The organism is Dactylosporangium sp. NPDC051087, from assembly GCF_055586325.1.
Window position 1 is genome coordinate 228,241 of record NZ_JBVJIJ010000017.1, and the last position, 20,315, is coordinate 248,555.

General features: G+C 75.6%; 6 protein-coding genes. 4 read left to right on the plus strand and 2 right to left on the minus strand.

Annotation, left to right across the window (positions count from 1 at the left end; translation table 11 throughout):
- Positions 1 to 2: 2 nt before the first annotated feature.
- Positions 3 to 758 (minus strand): thioesterase II family protein, encoded by a 756-nt coding sequence (locus tag ACZ6TV_RS30890; protein WP_465300809.1) that lies wholly within the window; start codon positions 756 to 758, stop codon positions 3 to 5.
- On the minus strand, positions 751 to 8,718 hold the full coding sequence (locus ACZ6TV_RS30895; RefSeq protein WP_465300810.1) for an amino acid adenylation domain-containing protein: 7,968 nt from the start codon (positions 8,716 to 8,718) through the stop codon (positions 751 to 753). Before ACZ6TV_RS30895 ends, ACZ6TV_RS30890 begins: the two co-directional genes overlap by 8 nt.
- Before the next feature lie 132 nt (positions 8,719 to 8,850).
- Here ACZ6TV_RS30895 and ACZ6TV_RS30900 point away from each other — a divergent pair, with 132 nt between their 5' ends.
- The 4 genes from ACZ6TV_RS30900 to rfbH all read left to right on the plus strand — a co-directional run bounded on the left by ACZ6TV_RS30900 (position 8,851) and on the right by rfbH (position 20,313).
- On the plus strand, positions 8,851 to 16,413 hold the full coding sequence (locus ACZ6TV_RS30900) for an amino acid adenylation domain-containing protein (protein WP_465300811.1): 7,563 nt from the start codon (positions 8,851 to 8,853) through the stop codon (positions 16,411 to 16,413).
- 1 nt (position 16,414) lies between these two features.
- Complete coding sequence (locus ACZ6TV_RS30905; protein ID WP_465300812.1) at positions 16,415 to 17,782, plus strand: MFS transporter; 1,368 nt, start codon at positions 16,415 to 16,417, stop codon at positions 17,780 to 17,782.
- Positions 17,783 to 17,945: 163 nt separating this feature from the next.
- Positions 17,946 to 19,010 (plus strand): NAD-dependent epimerase/dehydratase family protein, encoded by a 1,065-nt coding sequence (locus tag ACZ6TV_RS30910; RefSeq protein ID WP_465300813.1) that lies wholly within the window; start codon positions 17,946 to 17,948, stop codon positions 19,008 to 19,010.
- A complete protein-coding gene (gene rfbH / locus ACZ6TV_RS30915; protein WP_465300814.1) occupies positions 19,003 to 20,313 on the plus strand; it encodes a lipopolysaccharide biosynthesis protein RfbH in 1,311 nt (436 codons plus the stop codon). Before ACZ6TV_RS30910 ends, rfbH begins: the two co-directional genes overlap by 8 nt.
- Positions 20,314 to 20,315: the final 2 nt, after the last annotated feature.

A 20,315-nucleotide genomic window follows, 5' to 3' on the forward strand; every position in this document is an offset into this window, starting at 1 on the left:
GCTCAGCGCAGGGCGAGCTCGTCGGCGAGCCGGCCGGTGACGAGCTCCGCGTGGCTCAGGACGGCGAAGTGGTCGCCGGGCAGGACCCGCCGGTCGAAGCGGCCGGAGGTCACCGCCGCCCAGCCGTCGACGTCCTCGGGGCTGGACACGGTGTCGCCGTCGCCGACGTAGGCGCTGATCGGGCAGGTGAGCAGCGGCCCCGGTTCGGGGACGTAGGTCTCGACCATCGCCATGTCGGCGCGCAGCACCGGCAGGTAGATCTCGGCGATCTGCGGGTCTTCGAGCACCTGGGCGGGGATGCCGCCGTGCCGGGCCTGCATCGCCCGGCCGAACTCGAGGTCCGGCAGGTGGCTCAGGTGCGGCATGCGGGCCGCGCCGCCGGGCGGTTTCGCGCCGGCGATCACCAGCCGGGTCGGCGACAGCAGGTACCGCCGGCGCAGGTGCCGGGCCAGCTCGTAGGCGACGAGCGCGCCCATGCTGTTGCCCAGCAGCGCGAACGGCACGTCCAGCGCGGGCAGTAGCGCCGCGGCGAGGTCCGGGACGAGGTCGACGACGCCGGTCGGCAGCGGCTCGCCGAAGCGGGACTCGCGGCCGGGCAGCTGGACCGGGCACACCTCCAGCCCGTGCGGCAGGTGCTGCTGCCAGGTCCGGAACGCGGAGGCGGCGCCGCCGGCGTGCGGGAAGCAGAACACCCGCAGCACGGTGCCGGTCGTGCGCCGCCGGTTGGGCAGCCAGGGGTTGGGCGTGAGGTCACTCACCAGCGGTCACCGTCTTCGCAGAAGCATCGTGGGGGGCGCGGACATCAAGGGGGCGGCAGCACCGGGTCTCCGGGTCGGCGACGACCTCGGCGAGCAGCGCCGCGTACTGGTCGGCGAGCCGCCGCACGGTCCCGTCGTCGAACAGGTCCGCGCTGTATTCGAGCAGGCCGTCGACGCCGAGGCAGGCGCCGTCGGGGCCGATGCGCTCACGCAGCATCAGGTTGAGGTCGAACTTGGCGGTCGTCGACGTCGTCGGCTCGATCCGCATCCGCAGCCCCGGCAGCTCCAGCGCGTCACGGTCGGTGTCGTCGGCGACGATCATCACCTGGAACAGCGGGTGCCGGGAGCTGGACCGGGCCGGGTTCAGCGCTCGCACCAGGTGGTCGAAGGGCACGTCCTGGTTGGCGTAGGCGTCGAGGTCGGCGTCGCGGACCCGGCCGAGCAGGTCGGCGAAGGCCGGGTCGCCGGACGTGTCGGTGCGCAGCACGACCGTGTTGACGAAGAAGCCGACGAGGTCGTCGAGCGCCGGGTCGGTGCGTCCCGCGGCGGGCGTGCCCATGGGGATGTCCGTGCCGGCGCCGACGCTGGTGAGCAGCGCCGCGAACGCCGCCTGGGCGACCATGAACGTGCTGGCCCGGTGGCCGCGGGCGAGGACGGCCATGCCGTCGTGGACCCCGGCCGGGACGGTGAAGCGGACTCCCCCGCCCGCGGACGTCGGCACGGCCGGGCGGGGCCGGTCGAACGGCAGCGCCAGTTCGGCCGGCGCCTTCGCCAGGGCCCGCCGCCAGAAGGCGGTCTGCCGCGACAGCAGGCTGCGGGCGTCGCGGGCGCTGCCGAGCAGCTGCTGCTGCCACAGGGTGTAGTCGGCGTACTGGGCGGTCAGCGGCTCCCACCGGACCCGGTCGCCGGCGACCCTGGCGGCGTACGCGCGGGCGAGGTCGGTGGCCAGCGGCACCATCGACCAGCCGTCGCAGGCGATGTGGTGCAGCACCACGCTCAGCACGTGCTCGTCCGGGCCGGCGGACAGCAGCCACGCCCGCAGCGGCAGGTCGTCCTCCAGCCGGAACGCGGTGTCGACGGCGCCGGCGAGCGCGTCGGCGAGCCGCTGCCCGGTGCTCAGTCCGGTGTCCTGTCCGCAGTCGACGACGGTCAGGTCGGGGCGGGCGTCGGCGGCGGGCACGATCCGCTGCGCGGCGACCCCGCCGACCTCGACGACCGTGGTCCGCAGGCTCTCGTGCCGGCCGACGACGTCGCGCAGCGCCCCGGCGATCGCCTCGACGTCCAGGGCACCGGTGAGCCGGATCGTCAGCGGCACGTTGTAGGTGGCGCTCGGGCCGGTCAGCCGGTACAGGAACCAGAGCCGCTGCTGGGCGAACGACAGCGGCACGACGTCGGGCCGCGGCCCGGGGACCAGCGGCGGGCGGACGCTGCCGGCGGCGCCGTCGACGTACGCCGCGAGCCCGGCCGGGGTCGGCGCCTCGAACACGGCCCGGACCGGCACCTCCACGCCGGACTCGGCGCGCAGCCGGGCGACCAGCCGGGTGGCGAGCATCGAGTGGCCGCCGAGGGCGAAGAAGTCGTCCTCGACGCCGATGCCGGGCCGGCCCAGGACGTCCTCCCACAGCCGCAGCATCGCGGCCTCGCCGGCGGTGCGCGGCGCCACGTACGTGGTGACGACGGCCTGCAGCGGCACGGTGGCCAGGGTCCGCTCGTCGGTCTTGCCGCTGGCCAGCAGCGGCAGCGCGGGCATCGGCACCAGCCGGGCCGGGACCATCGCCGCGGGCAGCACCGCCCGCAGCCGCTTGAGCACCGCGGCGGTGGCCGGCGCCGGGGCGTCGCCGTGCGCGACGAACCCGACCAGGGTCGGCTCGCCGTCGACCGCCCGGACGAGCACCGCCGCGTCGAGGACCCCGGGCACGTCGAGCAGCGCGGCGGTGACCTCGCCGAGCTCGATCCGGACCCCGCGGAGCTTCACCTGCGTGTCGACGCGGCGCAGGAACAGCAGCTCGCCGTCGTCGTTCCAGCGGACCAGGTCCCCGGTGCGGTACATCCGGCCGCCGGGCGGCCCGAACGGATCCGGGATGAACGCGGCGGCGGTGAGGTCGGGCCGGTCGAGGTAGCCGTGGGCAAGCCCGGCCCCGGCGAGGTGCAGCTGGCCGACCGCGCCGGGCGGGACCGGGCGCAGCCGCTCGTCCAGGACGTAGGCACGGGTGTTGGCGACCGGCCGGCCGATCGGGACCCGGGCCGGCACGGCGCCGCGGCGGGCCCGCCACGACGTCGCCTCGACCGCCGCCTCGGTCGGCCCGTACAGGTTGACCAGTTCCAGGTCGAGGACGTCCAGGCAGCGGGCGGCGAGCTCGGCGGACAGCTTCTCCCCGCCGCAGAGGATGTGGCGCAGGGTCGTACACCTGCCGGCGTCGATGACGTCGAGGAACTGCCGCATCGTGGTCGGCACGAACCGCACCGACGTGATCGCGAACCGCTCGACGGTCCGGGCGATGTATTCGGGGTCGCGGTAACCGTCGGGCTCGGCCATGACGAGGGTGGCGCCGGCGGCGAGCGTGGCGAACAGTTCCAGCAGCGACGGGTCGAAGGTGATCGGCGTCTTGAACAGCACCCGGTCGGCGGCGGTGACGAGGCCCTCGCCGATGTACCAGCGCAGGGTGTTCAGGATCGCCCGGTGCGGCACGAGGATGCCCTTGGGCCGTCCGGTGGAGCCGGACGTGAACAGCAGGTACGCCGCGTCGCCGGGCTGCGGTGCCGCGTCCACCGGCAGCGGCGCCGCGGTGGCGTCCTCGTCGATGAGCACCATCCGCACGTCGGGCAGCAGGTCGCGGTGCGCGGCGTCGGTCACCACGACCGCGGGCCGGGCGTCCCGCAGCAGCTGCGCGATGCGGGCCTTCGGCGCGTCGAGGTCGATCGGCAGGAACGCCGCCCCGGCCTTCCCGGCGGCGAACGCGGCGGCGACGAGCCCGGCGCCGCGCGGCACGGCCAAAGCGACCCGGCCGTCGCGGCCGGCGCCGTGGGCGTGCAGGCGGGCGGCGAGCCGGGCCGCCCACGCGTCCAGCTCGGCGTAGGTGACCGGCCCGTCCGGCCCGTCGAGGGCGACGGCGTGCGGGTGCAGCCGGGCCTGCGCCTCGACCAGCGCGGGCAGCGTCCGCGGCGCGGCGGGGGCGGCGGGCAGGACGTTGCCGGCGGGCCAGGTGCGCAGGACCAGGTCGCGTTCGGTGTCGTCCATGACGTCGAGGGCGGCGCAGCGCACGTCCGGGTCGGCCGCCACGGCGGTGAGGACCCGCAGCAGGCGGGTGGTGAGCCGCTCCGCGTCGGCGGGCTCGAAGCGGTCGGTGCGGTAGCGCAGGTCGGCGCGGATGCCGGCGCACCCGCCGTCGGCGGTGAACCGCTCCCGCAGCACCAGCACCAGGTCGAACGTCGAGGTCGTCGCGGCGACCGGCTCCTCGGCGATCCGCAGCCCGGGCAGCTCCGCGTGGACCTGTTCGGTGCCGTCGGCGACGAGCATCACCTGGAAGAACGGGCTGCGGCCCTCGACGCGCGGCGGGTTGAGCGCGAGGACGAGATGTTCGAACGGCACGTCCTGGTTGGCGTACGCGGCGAGGTCGGTGTCGCGGACCCGGTCGAGCAGCTCCCGGAATGTGGGGTCGCCCGACGTGTCGGTGCGCAGCACCAGGGTGTTGACGAAGAAGCCGACGAGGTCGTCGAGGGCCTCGTCGAGGCGGCCGGCGACCGGGCTGCCGATGGGGATGTCGGTGCCGGCGCCGAGGTTCGTGAGCAGCGCGGCGAGGGCGGCCTGCACGACCATGAAGACGCTGCCGCGGCCGCTTCTGGCCAGCCCCGCGAGGGCGGTGTGCAGCGCGGGCGCGACGGTGAAGCGCACGTCGGCGCCGTCGGCCTCGCCGGTCCCGCCGGTGCCGCTGCCGGGCAGTTCGAGGGCGTCGGGGGCGCCGGCAAGGGCGTCGCGCCAGTAGGCGACCTGCCGGCTCAGGACGCTGCCGGGGTCGGTCTCGGCGCCGAGGAGCCGCTGCTGCCAGAGGGTGTAGTCGGCGTACTGCACCGGCAGCGGCGCCCACGACGGCGGGGTGCCGTCGCGCCGGGCGGCGTAGGCGGTGGTGAGGTCGCGGGCCAGCGGCGCCACCGACCAGGCGTCGGCGGCGATGTGGTGCAGCACCGCGACGACGACGTGCTCGTGGACGGCCTCGCCCGACCCGGGCGGTGGGTCACCGGCGGCGAGGGCGAACAGGTGCACCCGCAGCGGCAGGTCGGTGGTGAGGTCGAACGGCGCGCCCGCGGCGGCGGCGACGGCGGCCGGCAGGCCGGCCGGGTGGACGGACGAGGTCAGGAACGGGATCTGTACCGTGCCGGCGGGCGCGACCTGCTGCACCGCGGTCCCGGCGACGGTCCGCACCGTCGTGCGCAGCGACTCGTGACGGGTGACGACGTCGTGGAACGCTTCCCGCAGCGCGTCGCGGTCCAGGGGGCCGGTCAGGCGCAGCGCGAGCGGGATGTTGTACGTGGCGGCCGGCCCCTCGAACTCGTGCAGGAACCACAGCCGCTGCTGCGCCGGCGAGAGCGTCACGGCCGCCGGGCGGTCGGTGGCGGCGCGCAGCGCGGGCCGGGTCGCGGCGGGGGTGGTGCCCGCCGCGGCGGCGTCGCCGGTCTCGAGGCCGCGCGCGATGGCGGCGATCGTCGGGGTCTCGAACAGCACCCGGAGGCTCAGCTCCAGCCCCAGTGCGGTGCGGACCCGGCTGACCAGCCGCGTGGCGAGCAGCGAGTGCCCGCCGAGGGCGAAGAAGTCGTCCTCGACGCCGATCCACTCCCGGTCGAACACGTCGGACCACACGCCGGCGAGGTCCCGCTCGAGGTCGGTGCGGGGCGCGACGTAGGCGCGGCGGGCGATCTGGACACCGTCGGTGCCGCGGGCCAGCAGCGCGGCCCGGTCGACCTTGCCGTTGCGGCTGACGGGCAGCGCGGTGTGCAGCACGTAGCCGTCGGGGACCATGTACCGCGGCAGCCGCTGCCCGAGCCGTTCGTGCCAGTCGGCCAGCCGCCCCTCCCCCGACGCGCCGGGCACGCCGGTGGCGACGTGCGCGACGAGCCGGTCGTCGCCGTCGGTGTCGCCGCGGTGCGGCAGGACGACGACCTCGGCGGCGCCGGTGACCGCGCGCAGCGCCGCCTCGACCTCGCCGAGCTCGATCCGGTAGCCGCGGATCTTCACCTGGTGGTCGCGGCGGCCGAGGTACTCGATGGTGAGCCCGTCGCCGCGGCGGCGGTAGCGGGCCAGGTCGCCGGTGCGGTACAGCCGGGCGCCGGGCACCGTCGCGTGCGGGTGCGGGACGAACGCGGCCGCGGTGAGGTCCGGCCGGCCGGCGTAGCCGCGGGCGAGTGCGCCGCCGACGTACAGCATGCCGGGCACGCCGACGGGCACCGGCCGCAGGTCGTCGTCGAGCACGTACGCCTCGGCGTTCGGGTACGGCCCGCCGATGAGGCACAGCGCGCCGCCGTCCTCGGCCCGGTCATGGATGAGGTAGGTGCTGTCGATGGTGGCCTCGGTCAGGCCGTAGGAGTTGACGACCTCGCCGCCCGGGCCGAGCAGGTCCCGCAGCCGGACGAGGTCGTCGGCGTGGACCAGGTCGGAGCCGACGATCAGGGTCCGCAGCCCGTCGAGGCGGGCGCCGGTCGCGGCGGCGTGGTCGGCGAGGCGCCGGGCGACGAGCGGCACGAACTCGGCGCAGTCGACGGCTTCCCGCCGCAGCAGCGCGAGCAGCGGCTCCGGTTGCAGCAGCAGGTCGCGCGGGCACAGGACGAGCCGGGCGCCGTTGCACAGGGCGCGGGTGAGGTCGCCGACGAAGACGTCGAAGCCGAAGTTGGCCATCTGCAGCACCGACGTGACCCTGCCCGGCAGCCGGTACGCCTGGTCCCAGCCCTGCTGCACGGCCAGCAGCGCGTCGTCGGTGACCATGACGCCCTTGGGCTTCCCGGTCGACCCGGAGGTGTAGACGACGTAGGCGAGCGCGCCGGGCAGCCTTCGCACGGGCGCGGCGGTGGTGGTCTCCAGGCGGTCCAGGCACACGGCGGTGCCGTCGAACTGCGCGGCCAGACCGGTGATGGTGACCGCGATCCGTACCCCGGCATCGGCGACCACCGCGGCCCGGCGGGCGGCGGGCTGGTCCGGGTCGAGCGCGACGAACGCCGCCCCGGCCTTCCACACGCCGAGGACCGCGACGACCAGGTCGGCGCCGCGGGGCAGGAACACGCCGACGCGGTCCTCCGCCCCGACGCCTTCCCCGCGCAGCCGCGCCGCGAGCGCCGCCGCCCTGGTGTCGAGGTCCTCATAGGACAGTCGCTCGCCGCCGTGCACGACCGCGGTCGCCGCCGGGGTCGCCGCGGCCCGCGTCTCGAACAGTTCCAGGACGTTGCGCGCGGCAGTCGGCGGCGTCGGGGCGCCGCGGCCGGCGGCGAGCAGCTCCAGGCGCTGCGCCGGCGGGGTCAGCTCCAGCGTGTCGACCCGGTCGCCGGGCCGGGCGGTCAGGCCGCGCAGCACGTGCTCGTACATGACCGCGAAGCCGTGCACGGTCCTGGCGTCGAACAGGTCGGTGTCGTATTCGAAGATGACGGTGAGGTCGCGGTCGACGACGAGCATGTCGACGAACAGGTCGACCTTCGCGACCGCCGCGGGCGTGGTCACGATCGAGGCGTGCAGCCCGGTCGGGTGCGGCACCGCACGCGCCCGGTCGAGGTTGAAGAACGTCCGCAGCAGCGGTCCCGGCTCGGCGCCGCCGGTCCCGCCGCTGTCGCCGCGCAGCAGCTCGATGCTGAAGTCCGGGTGGCTGTAGGCGCCGACGAGGGCCTGCTGCACGGCCCGGACCTGCTCGGCGAAGGTGGCGGCGCCGTCGCGGGTCAGCCGGATCGGCAGCACGGTGTTGCAGTGCCCGACGAGCACGTCCGCGCCGGGATGGTCGCGCTGCGCCACCGGGATGCCGACGACGACGTCGTCCTCGCCGTTGAGGCGGTGCAGCAGGTGGGCGTACGCGGCGAACAGCACCGTGAACAGGGTCGTGCGCAGCTCCTTGGCCCGCGCGGCGGCGAGGCCGGCGACCGCGGGGTCCAGCGCCAGGTCGATGCGGGCGGCCCGGCCGGCGCCGCGGGCGGGCCGGGGTCGGTCCAGCGGCAGCTGCAGCACCGGCCGCGGGCCGCGGAAGCGTTCGGTCCAGTACCGCGCCGCCGCCTGCCCGGCCGGGCCGTCGCGGCGGGCCGTCTGGCGGGCGACGTGGTCACGGTAGGCCGGGGCGGGCACCAGTCCCGCGGAGACGCCGGTGCGCTGCTGCTCGTACAGGCGCAGCAGCTCGTCGAGGATGACCACGAACGACCATCCGTCCACGACGCTGTGGTGCACGAGCAGGTGCAGCTGGTGGTGCTCGGGGCCGAGCCGCAGCAGGGCGGCGCGCAGCAGCGGCCCGCGCGTCACGTCGAACGTCTCCTGCACCCGTCCTTCGAGCCACTCGGTGCGCCCGGTGCTCACGTCGACGACGGGCAGGTCGACCGGGGTGTGCGGGAGCACCCGCTGCCAGGAGCCGTCGGCGGCGAAGACGGTGCGGAGGCTGTCGTGCCGCGCCACCACCGTGTCCAGCGCGCGCCGCAGCGTCCCGGGGTCGAGCGGCCCGGCCAGGTCCAGCAGCACGGTCTCGTTGTAGGCCCGCGCCGACGCGTCGCCGAGCTGGTCGAGGAACAGGATCTCCCGCTGCGTCGAGGACAGCGGATACGGCTCCCCCGTCGTCGGCGGCTGCTCCGGTACCTCCGGCGCGGCCACCATCGCCGCGGCGGGCCCGGGACCGGCCTCGATGAGCAGCGCGTACGCGTGGGCCATGACCCTCGCGTGCACGCCGAGCAGCCGGTCGACCGATGCTTCCAGCTCCGTCTGCGTCGTCCAGTCGTCTGTCGGCCGCACTGGTCCCCCGTCTCGATGGTGCCCGCGACTGACCGTAGGCGGTGGGTATTAACAAGTTCCCTAGTCCACGTCGTGTTGCCTGTCAGCAGACGCGGGCGTGACGACGCCCGCGCGCGACGGAGGGGACCCCCGATGAGCACCAGCACCAGCCCGGAGCGCCTGTCAACGGACGTGCGCAGCCTGGTGGAGCAGCGGCTGGCGCGACTCACCGCCGGTGCGCCCGCGCAGACGATCACGCCCGGCAGCGGTCCCCGGCCGGCGTCCCCGGCGCAGCAGCGGCTGCTGTTCCTGGAGCAGCTGAACCCCGGCACCCCGACGTACCACGTGATCTTCACGCTGCGGATCGACGGGCCGCTGGACGCCGACGCCCTGGAGCGGGCGTTACGCGGCGTCGAGGAGCGGCACGAGATCCTGCGCACGACGTACCGGCGCACCGACGGCGTCGAGGAGCAGGTGACCGGGCCGGTCGGCCTCCGGCTGCGGCGGGTGGACCTGCCCGGCGCCGCCGACACCGCGCTGGACGAGCTGACCCGCGACGAGTACCAGCGCCCGTTCGACCTGCGGGAAGGGCCGGTGTGGCGGGCGGTGCTCGCGCGGACCGGCGACGACCGGCACCACCTGGTCCTCAGCCTGCACCACATCGCCTTCGACGGCTGGTCCGTCGACGTCCTCGCCCGGGAGCTGTCCGCCGGATACGCCGCAGAGCTGGGCGACGGCCCGGCACCGGGCCCGGCCCGGCTGCAGTACGCCGACTATGCCGCCTGGCAGGTGCGCCGCCTCGCCGACGGCGGCTTCGACCGGCAGCTCGCCTACTGGACCGGGCAGCTCGCCGGCGCCGCCGAGCGCCTCGAGCTGCCGTCGCCGGGTCCCGGCGTCTGCGGCGCCACCGGCGGCGACCGGCTGAAGGCCAGGGTCGGCGCCGACGTCGCCGCGGCGGTCCGGGCCCTCGCCCGTGCGCACGGCGCGACCCCGCACGCGGTCATGCTGGCGGCGCTGCACGCGCTGCTGCACCGGTACAGCGGCCAGCGCGACATCCTCGTCGGCACCCCCGTCGCGAACCGCGCGCTGCCGGAGGTGGAGCCGCTCATCGGCCTGTTCGTCAACACGGTCGTGGTCCGCGCCGACGTCGACCCGCGACTGCCGTTCGCGGCGCTGCTGGAGCGGGTCCGCGACGCGGCCACCGCCGCGCAGACCAACCAGGACGTGCCGTTCGAGCGGGTCGTCGCGGCGCTGCCGCTGGCCCGCGACACCGACGCGACCCCGCTGTTCCAGGTGGTGTTCGACTGGAACAGTTCCGCCGCCCGGACCGGCACCACGGTGCGGCTCGGCGCGGCCCGGATGACCCTCGTCGAGCGGTTCCGCCCGGACACCGCGAAGTTCGACCTCGCCGTCTCGGTCACCGAGCTCACCGACGGGCTGGAGGTCGAGCTGGAGTACCGGCGCGACATCTGGGACGAGCCCGCCGCCCGGCGCGCGATGCACCACTACCTGAACCTGCTCGGCGCCGCCGTCACCGACCCGCGGCTGCCCGTGGACCGGCTGCCGCTGCTGGAGGAGACCGAGCACGCGCTGGTCACCGGGGCCTGGCAGGGACCGGTCCGGGTGCACACCGACGTGCCCGACCTCACCGCCCGGATCGCCGCCCGCCGCGACAGCGACGCGGTCGCGCTGGTCCAGAGCGGCCGCCAGGTCACCTACCGGGAGCTGATGGCCCGCGTCGACCGGCTCGCCGCCCACCTGCGCGACGCCGGCGCCGCCCCCGACCGGCCCGTCGGCGTGCTGCTGCACCGGGGCATCGACATGATCGTCGCGATCGTCGCGATCGTGCGGTCCGGCGCGCCCTACCTGCCGCTGGACCCGGACCACCCGGCCGACCGCACCGTCACCGTCGTCCAGGACGCCGGCGCCGCCCTCGTCGTCACCGACACCGCGCTCGCCGGGGTCCTCGACGGCACCGGCGCCCGTGCCGTGCGGGTCGACGCCGAGCGGGACCTGATCGCCGCCCGGCCGGAGCGGTGCCCCGACCCGCGGATCGTCGGCGAGCACCTCGCCTACGTCTTCTACACGTCGGGGTCGACCGGGCGGCCCAAGGGCGTCATGGTCAGCCACCGCGCCGCCCACAACCAGGTGCACTGGCAGGTCGACCGCTTCGGTCTCGGCCCCGACGCGACCGTGCTGTTCAAGACCAACGTCACCTTCGACGACTCGGTCGTGGAGATCTTCGCCGCCCTGTCCAGCGGCGCCCGGCTGGTCATCGCCGAGCCCGGCGGCCACCGCGACCCCGCCTACCTGCGCTCGCTGCTCGCCGCCGAGCGGGTCACCTACGTGCGGTTCGTGCCGACGATGCTCGCGGCGCTGCTGGCGTACGGCGGCGACACCCCGCTGCCCGCGCTGCGGGTGGTGAAGAGCGCCGGCGAGGCCCTCACCCCCGAGCTGCGGGGCAGGTTCCTCACGTCGCTGGGCGCGGAGCTGTACAACGCGTACGGGCCGACGGAGACCGCCGTCAACGTCACCGCCGACCGGTGCCGCCTCGACGGGGACCCGCGGGTGCCGATCGGCGCCGCGACCACCAACGTGCGCTGCTACGTCCTCGACGAGGCGTTGCAGGTTCAGCCGGTCGGCGTGCCCGGCGAGCTGTGCATCGGCGGGGTGCAGCTGGCCCGCGGCTACCTCGGCCGGCCCGACCTGACCGCCGACAGGTTCGTGCCCGACCCCTACGGCCCGCCCGGCGGCAGGCTGTACCGCACCGGCGACCTCGTGCGGTGGCGCGCCGACGGCCTCATCGACTTCCTCGGCCGGGTCGACCGGCAGGTGAAGCTGCGCGGCTTCCGGGTCGAGCTCGGCGAGATCGAGTCGGTGCTCACCGCCCGGGTCCGGCACGCCGCCGTCGTCGCCCGCGACGAGCGTCTCATCGCCTACGTGACCCCCGGCGACACCGACCCGGACCCCGCCGAGCTGCAGACCTGGCTGCGGTCGCGGCTGCCGGAGTACATGGTGCCGGCCGCGATCGTGGTGCTGCCGGCGCTGCCGCAGCTGTCCAGCGGCAAGGTCGACTACAAGCGGCTGCCGGACCCGCCGGACGTGGCACCGGACCGCGCCGACTACACCGCACCGGAAGGCGCCGACGAGGAGGCCCTCGCGGCGCTGTGGTCGGAGGTCCTCGGCGTCGAACGGGTCGGCCGCGACGACGACTTCTTCTCCCTCGGCGGCCACTCGATCCTCGCGGTGCGGCTGCTGTCACGGGTACAGCAGACCCTCGGCGTCGACGCGCCGCTGAAATGGGCGTTCGACGCGCCGACCCCGGCCCGGTTCGCCGAGCTGCTGCGGCGCGCCACGAACGCCGGGCCGCAGCTGCCCGCGGTCCCGGCCGCGACCGGCCCGGTGCCGGAGCTGTCCGCCGCCGAGGCCGGCCTGTGGCTGGTCGACCAGCTCCACCCGGCCGACCCGTCCTACGTGGTGCCGGTCGTCAGCCGGCTGCGCGGCGCCCTGGACGCCGACGCTCTCGTCGCCGCGCTGACCTCGCTGCCGCAGCGGCACGACGCGCTGCGGACCACGTTCGTCGCCGACGGCGGAGCACCCCGCCGGGTCGTCGCCGACCGGCTCGACCTCACCGTGCACCGGCACGACCTGCGGGGTGCGCCCGCCGCGGCCCTGGACGACCTCGTCGGCGAGGTCACCGGCACCGGGTTCGACCTGGCCGCCGCGCCGCTCATGCGGGCCGCGCTGATCACCGTCGCCGACGACGAGCACGTCCTCGCGCTCGCGTTCCACCACGCCGTCGTCGACGCCTGGTCGATGAACGTCCTGCACGACGACCTCGTCACCGCCTACGAGGCCGCCGCCGCGGGCCGCCCGCAGCCGCCGGTCCCGGCCCGCCGCACCGCCGCGGACTACGCGCGCTGGCAGCGCGGCCTCGCCGGCGGCGACCGGCTCGACGCCGAGCTCGCCTACTGGCGCGACCGCCTGCGCGACCTGCCCGCCGGTCCGGACCTGCCCGCCGACCGGCCCCGGCCGGCGACCTTGGATCCGGCCGGGTCCGCGCACCGCTTCACCGTCCCGGACCCCGTCGCGACGGCGCTGCGCGACCTCGCCGGCGCCGAGGGCGGCACCCCGTTCATGGTGCTGCTCGCCGCGTACGTGACGCTGCTGCACCGCTTCACCGGCGGCGACGACGTGGTCCTGGCGATGCCGGTCGCCGACCGGGCCCGGCCGGAGCTGGAGCAGGTCGTCGGGATGCTGCTCAACACCGTGCTGCTGCGGGTCCGGGTGACCGGTGCCGCCACGTTCCGCGAGCTCGTCCGCGACGTGCGGACCGCGGTCGTCGAGGCCTACGAGCACCGGCAGCTGCCCTTCGCCCGGCTCGTCGAGGCGCTGCGGCTGGACGCGGCGGCGGTCACCCGGTGCACCGTCACCATCGACCAGACACCGGCCGTGGCGACCCTCGCCGGCGGGGTGACGCTGTCCCCCGAGCCGTTCGTCCCGTCGTCGGCGAAGGCCGAGCTCAACCTGTCCTTCGAGGACGGGCCCGACGGTCTGTCCGGGTCGCTGCTCTACCAGACGGCCCGCTTCGACGCCGACCGCGTCGCCCGCACCGCGGGGCACCTGCTGACGCTGCTCGCCGGCGCCGTCGCCGCCCCCGACACGCCGCTGGACCGCCTCGACCTGCTCGACCCGGCGCAACGCGAAGCGCTCACCGGCGACGACCTCGCGGACCGGCCCGCGCCGACGTGCCTGCACACGCTCGTCGACGACGAGATCCTCCGCCGGCCCGACGCCGTCGCGGTCCTCGCCCCGGCCCCCGTCACGTACCGCGAGCTCGGCGAGCGCGCCGGCGAGCTGGCCGCGCGGCTGCGCAGCGCCGGGGTGCGGGCCGGGCACGTCGTCGGCATCGCCCTGCCCCGCGGCGCCGACCAGGTCGTGGCCGTGCTCGGGGTGCTGCGGACCGGCGCCGCGTACGTCGCGCTCGACCTGCGCCACCCACCGGCCCGGTGGGAGGCCGTGCTGCGCGACAGCGGCGCGCACAGCCTCGTCACCGGCGGCCTCACCGTCGTCCGCCTCGACCCGGATGCGCCCGCCCTGTCCGGTGACGGCCGGCCCCGACCGCGGTCGGTGGCGTACCTCGCCTACACCTCCGGGTCGACGGGCACCCCGAAGGGCGTCCGCACCCCGCACGCCGCCGCGGCCGGGTACCTCACCGAATACCTGCTGCCGACGTTCCGGCTCGGACCCGCCGACACCGTCCTGCAGCTGCCGGCGCTCGCGTTCGACGCGTCCGTCCGGGACCTCATCGGGCCCCTGGCCGGCGGCGCCCGCGTGGTGCTGCTCAGCGACGAGCAGGCCACGGACCCGGCGGCCATCCTCGACGCGATCGACCGGGAAGGCGTCACCTGCCTGCTCAGCGTCGTGCCGACCCTGCTGCGGTCGCTGCTCGCCGAGGCCGCGTCCCGGCCCGGCACCGGCGACCGGCTGCGCCTCGTCCTCACCGCCGGGGAGGTCCTCGACCGGCACGACGCCGCGCGGGCCCGGACCCTGTTCGCGGGACGGCCGGCGATCGTCAACCAGTACGGGCCGACCGAGGCCACCATGACCACCACCTGGCACCCCGTGGCCGCCGATCCACACCTCGCCGGGCACGGCGGCGCGCCGATCGGCGTCCCGGCCCCCGGCGCCCGCGTGTGGCTCGTCGACCGGGCCGGTGACCTCGCCGCCACCGGCGTGCCCGGCGAGGTGTGGATCGGCGGCGACCGGCTCGCCGACGGCTACCACGGCCTGCCGGCGCTGACCGCGGCCCGGTTCGTGCCGGACCCGTTCTCGCGGGTTCCGGGTGCTCGCGCGTACCGGACCGGCGACACCGCGGTCCGCGACGCCGACGGGGTGCTGCACTTCGTCGGCCGCGACGACGACCAGGTGAAGATCCGCGGCGTCCGGGTCGAGCCCGGCGAGCTGGAGGCGGTCCTGCGCGGCCTGCCCGGCGTCGCCGAGGCCGCCGTCGTGGTCACCGGATCCCCGGCCCGCCTGGCCGCGTTCGTGGCACCCGATGCTCTCGACGTCGCCGGGGTACTGGCGGCGCTGCGCGCACGGCTGCCGGAGCACCTGGTGCCCGCGACGCTGCACGCGATGGCGGTCCTGCCGCGCACCACCAACCAGAAGGTCGACCGGAAGGCCCTCGCCGCGCTGCGGGTCGCGGCGCCGGCCGCCGACCCGCCGCGGACCGACCTCGAGCGGCGGGTCGCCGCCGTGTTCCACGAGGTGCTGCGCACGGAGCTGCCGGACGCCGGGCCGGTCGGCCGCGACGACGACTTCTTCGCCCTCGGCGGTCACTCGCTGCTCGCCGCCCGCCTCGCCGCGGCGCTGCAGGCCGCGTTCGGCCGGGCCGTGCCGCTGCGGGCGGTCTTCGACCTGCGCACCGTCGCGGCGATCGCCGCCACCGTGTCCACACCGGCCCCGTCGGCGTCCACAGTGGAGCTTTCCGGCGACGACCGGGCCACGCCCGCGCAGGCGGCCATGGTGCGGCACCGGGACGCCGGCGCGGCCTACCACATCGGCTTCGCCGGCTGGCTGGACGGCACCCTCGACGTCGTCGCGCTCGCCCGGGCCGTCGACGCCGTCGTGGCCCGGCATCCCGCGCTGCGCACCAGGTTCGCCGGCGACGGCGACCGCGCGGTCGTGGAGCCGGTCCTGCCCGCTTCGGTGACCGTCGGGGACGCCGGGAGCGCGGCCGAGGCCGTCGCACTGGCCGAGGCGGCCCTTCGGCGGCCGTTCGACCTCGGCGACGGCCCGCTGGTGCGGGCCACCATCGCCCGCGTCGCCGGCGACCGGCACCTGTTCGCGTTCGCCGTGCACCACGCCGTCGCCGACGGGTGGTCGCTCAGCGTCATCCAGCGCGACATCGCCGCGTACTACACGCACCTGACCGGTGGTGCCCGGCCGGCGCTGCCACCGGTCGCCGGGTTCGGTTCCTACGCCGCGCCCCGCACCGGCGACCTCACGTTCTGGGACGGCCTGCTGCGCGACGTGCCCGTCGACGTCAGCGCGTCGCCCGACCGGCCCCGCGCCGGGACCTGGTCCCTGGACGGCGCCGTGCACCGCTTCACGCTGCCCGCCGAGCTGTCCACGGCGGTCCGGGAGGCGGCCGGCGCGACGGGCGCGACCACGTTCATGGTCCTGCTCGCCGCCGTCCAGGTATGGCTGGCCCGGCAGACCGGCACCGAGCGGTTCCTCGTCGCGGTGCCCGTCGCCGACCGGCCCGCCGCGGCGCACGACGAGGTCGGCCCGTTCGCCGACGTCGTCCCGGTCCCGGCCGACGTCACCGGGTCGCCCTCGTTCCGGGACCTGATCACCCGGGTGCGCGGCACGATGCTCGGGATCTGGGAGCACCAGGGGACCCCGTTCGAGGTCCTCGCCGACCGCTACGACCCGGACGCGCGCAAGGGCGACCGGCCGCCGCTGTGCCGCTTCATGTTCGCGGTGCAGAACCTGCCGCCAGGTGCCGGCGACATGGCCGGGCTGCGGGCCTCACACGTCGACGTGGACCGCGGCACCTGCCGCTACGACCTGCACCTGCGCTGCCGGGAGACCCCGGACGGGATCAGCGGCTGGGTCGAGTACAGCACCGCGCTGTACGACGCCGCGACCGTGCGGGCCCGCCTCGCCGAGCTGTTCGAGCTGCTCACCGACCTGACGGAAGGCGTCTGAGATGCGGCTGTTCCATGTCGTCTGGGCCGGGCAGGCGGTCTCGCTCATCGGCTCGTCGGTGACCGCGTTCGCCGCCGGCATCTGGGTCTACGACCAGACCGGCTCACCGACCGCGTTCACGCTCATGGTCCTCGCCGCGACGCTGCCGGGGATCGTGCTGCTCCCGCTCGCCGGCGCGCTCGTGGACCGGTGGGACCGCCGCCGGGCGATGCTGCTCAGCGACGCCGGCACCGCCGCCGTCACGCTGCTGGCCCTGATCCTGGTCAGCGCCGGACTGTTCGCGGTCTGGCAGGTGTACGTCGTCGCGGTCCTGCTCTCGGTGTTCAAAGCCATCCAGTGGCCGGCGTTCTCGGCGCTCGTCGGCGAGATCGTGCCCCGGGAGCACCTGAGCAAGGCCAACGGCCGGGTCGGGCTCGCCGAGGCGCTCGGCGAGGTCCTCGGCGCGGTCATCGCCGGCAGCCTCTACGGCGTGCTCGGGCTGCGCGGGCTGCTGCTCGTCGACGTGCTCACGTTCACCGCGGCGCTCGGCACGATGCTGTGGTCGCTGCGGCGGATGCCGCCCGCACCGGCCCGCGACCGGGACCGGTCGGCGCCCCTGACGGGCGAGCTCAGCGCCGGGTGGCGCTACATCCGGGCCCGGCCGGGCCTGTCCGGGCTCCTGCTGTTCTTCGCCGTCAACAACTTCGGCATGCAATGGGTGATCGTGCTGGTGCCGCCGCTGGTGCTGAGCCTGTCCGGGCCCACCGCGTACGGCATCGTCGAGGCCGTCGGCTGGGCCGGCATGGTCATCGGCGGCGGCGTCATCAGCGTCACCCGGGAGCCGCGGCACCGGATCCGGGCGATCCTCACCGTCGCCACCGTGCAGGCGCTCCTCGTCGTCGCGATGGGCGCCGGGCACGCCGTGTGGACGGCCGCGGCCGGCATGTTCGGCATCCTCGCCGGCTACGCCGTGACGAACGCGGTCACCGCCACCCTGTGGCAGCGCAAGACGCCGCAGGAGGTGCAGGGCCGGGTGTTCGCGGTCCGGCGGATGATCGCCTGGTCCGCGCAGCCCCTCGCCTACGCGACCGCGGGGCCCCTCGCGCAGTACGCCGCGACGCCGCTGGTCGACCCGGGCGGTCCGCTCGCCGGCTCGCTCGGGCGGGTCACCGGCGGCGGGACCGCGGGCGGTATCGCGCTGGTCTTCCTCGCCGCCGCGCCGCTGCTGCTGGGCATCGTCGTGCTCACCGCGCTCCGCCCGCGGGTCCGGCTGCTGGAACGGGAGCTCCCCGACGCCCCGGCGCCGCAACCGCCCACTGATCAGGAGCCGGTCCCGGAGCCGGAGCCGGTCGTCGCGCCCGGTGCGGTGCCGCAGCCGACGGCGGTGTGAGGCGGCGATGCGAATGGAAACGGGTCCGAGTCCGGGGAAACCCCCAGACTTGATTTGCATGCGGCACCGATCCCGTTCGTCTGCCGCACGATGGCAGGACGGTGGCGGCGTCGGCGCGGCCACCGTGCTCACCGCGGCCACCGGGGGCGCTGAGGAGGCCGTCATGCACACGACCGGACCGACCCGGGACCCGGCGCCGCACGCGGTGGTGTTCGGGGCGACAGGGTTCGTCGGGCGCAACGTCAGCACGATGATGCTGGCGGCCGGCTGGCGGGTCACCGCCGCCGTCCGCGACCCGGCGACCGCCGGCGCGCGGCTCGCCCCCGGCTGCCGGACGCTGCGGATCGACCCCGTCCGCGACCGGCCCGGGGACCTCGCCGCCGCGCTGCTGCAAGCCGCGCCCACCGTCGTCGTCAACGCCGCCGGCGCGCTGTGGGGCGCCGCCGCGGCCGACGAGCGGCAACTGATCGCCGGCAACGTGGTGCTCGTCGAACGGCTCGTGGACGCCGTCGCCGAGCTGCCGCCGCGGGCCGCCGGCGGCAGGGTCAGGCTCGTGCACATCGGCTCCGGATACGAGTACGGCGACCAGCCACCCGGCCTGCCGCTCACCGAGGACGTCACCCCCCGCCCCGTGAGCCGCTACGCGCAGACCAAGCTGGCCGGCACCAGTACCGTGGCCGCCGCCGTCAACGCGGGACGCCTCGACGCGGTCGTCCTGCGCATCTCCACCGCCGTCGGCCCGTGGGCGCCGCCGGAGGGACTGCTCGGCGGCATCGCCCGGCGGATCGCCGAGGACCCGGCGGACGTCGAACTGCCGCCGCTGTACGGTGCCCGGGACTTCGTCGACGTCCGCGACGTCGGCGACGCCGTCCTGTGCGCCGCCGAGGCCCCCGCGGTGCCGGCCGTCGTCAACATCGGCGGCGGGCGGCTCACCGACGTCACCGACCTCGTCGGCCTGCTGTTGCGGTGCGCCGGCGGCACCGCACGACCGACCGATCGGACCGCGCCCGGCGAACGCCGCGACGCGGGCGTCACAGCCACTCCCCTCGACCTCGGCACCGCCCGGCGCGACCTGCGCTGGGAGCCGACCCGCCCGCTCGCTGACGCGGTCGCCGCACTGTGGCTGCAGGCCCGGGCACACCGGCCGGCGCTCCAGCCGGCCGGCACCGGTGGCGCGGCCGCCCCCCATCGAAGCTCCGCAGCGAATGGAGAACTCACGCATGGCTGACGACGTCAAGCAGCTCATCCTGGAGCAGACCCGCAAACTCCACCGCGACAGAGCAGCGGCCGAGCAGGGTTTCGTGCCCGGGGTCACGCACATCATGCCGTCCGGCGCGGTCCTCGACGAGGACGACCGCGCCGCCCTGGTCGAGCAGGCCCTGGAGATGCGGATCGCGTCGGGAGCGACCGCGCTGCGCTTCGAGCGGCTGTTCGCCCGCGCGATCGGCGTGCGCAAGGCGCACCTGACGAACTCCGGCTCCTCGGCCAACCTCCTCGCGGTCGCGTCGCTGACCGCGCCGGAGCTCGGCGACCAGCGGCTGCGCCCCGGCGACGAGGTCATCACGGTCGCCGCCAGCTTCCCGACGACCGTCAACCCGCTGCTGCAGCACGGCCTGGTGCCGGTCTTCGTCGACGTCGACCTCGGCACCTACAACACCACGGTCGAGCGGGTCGAGGCGGCGCTGAGCCCGAAGACCCGCATGGTGATGATGGCGCACACGATGGGCAACCCGTTCCCCGTCGCGGAGATCCGGCAGCTGTGCAAGGACCGCGGGCTGTTCCTCGTCGAGGACAACTGCGACGCGGTGCTGTCGACGTACCAGGGCAAGACGACCGGCACGTTCGGCGACTACTCGACGGTGAGCTTCTACCCCGCGCACCACCTGACGATGGGCGAGGGCGGCTGCATCCTGTCCGACAGCCTGGAGCTGGCCCGGATCACCGAGTCGATGCGGGACTGGGGCCGGGACTGCTGGTGCGAGCCGGGGCAGGACAACAAGTGCCTCAAGCGGTTCGACTACCAGATGGGCGACCTGCCGTACGGCTACGACCACAAGTACATCTTCTCCCACGTCGGCTACAACCTGAAGGCCACCGACATCCAGGCGGCGCTGGGCCTGACCCAGCTCACCAAGCTGCAGGACTTCGTCGACGCCCGCCGCCGCAACTGGCAGCGGCTGCGCGACGGCCTCGACGGCACGCCGGGGCTGCTGCTGCCGGAGGCGACGCCGGGCAGCGACCCGAGCTGGTTCGGCTTCGTCATCACCCTGACCGCGGACGCCGGCTTCGAGCGGCGGGCGATGGTGGACTTCCTGCAGTCGCGCAACATCGGCACCCGGCTGCTGTTCGCCGGCAACCTGGCCCGGCAGCCCGCATACCGCAACGAGCCCTACCGGGTCAGCGGCAGCCTCGAGAACAGCGACGTCATCACCGAGCGCACCTTCTGGATCGGCGTGTTCCCGGGCGTCACCGCCGAAATGATCGACTACATGGTGTCCTCGATCCGCGAGTTCGCGGAGCGCCGCCACTGAGC

Excerpts from the sequence above, each read along its gene's own strand:
- ACZ6TV_RS30910 (WP_465300813.1), top strand. The coding sequence starts at position 17,946 with ATGCACACGACCGGACCGACCCGGGACCCGGCGCCGCACGCGGTGGTG.
- rfbH (WP_465300814.1), top strand. The coding sequence starts at position 19,003 with ATGGCTGACGACGTCAAGCAGCTCATCCTGGAGCAGACCCGCAAACTC.
- ACZ6TV_RS30900 (WP_465300811.1), top strand. The coding sequence starts at position 8,851 with ATGAGCACCAGCACCAGCCCGGAGCGCCTGTCAACGGACGTGCGCAGC.
- ACZ6TV_RS30905 (WP_465300812.1), top strand. The coding sequence starts at position 16,415 with ATGCGGCTGTTCCATGTCGTCTGGGCCGGGCAGGCGGTCTCGCTCATC.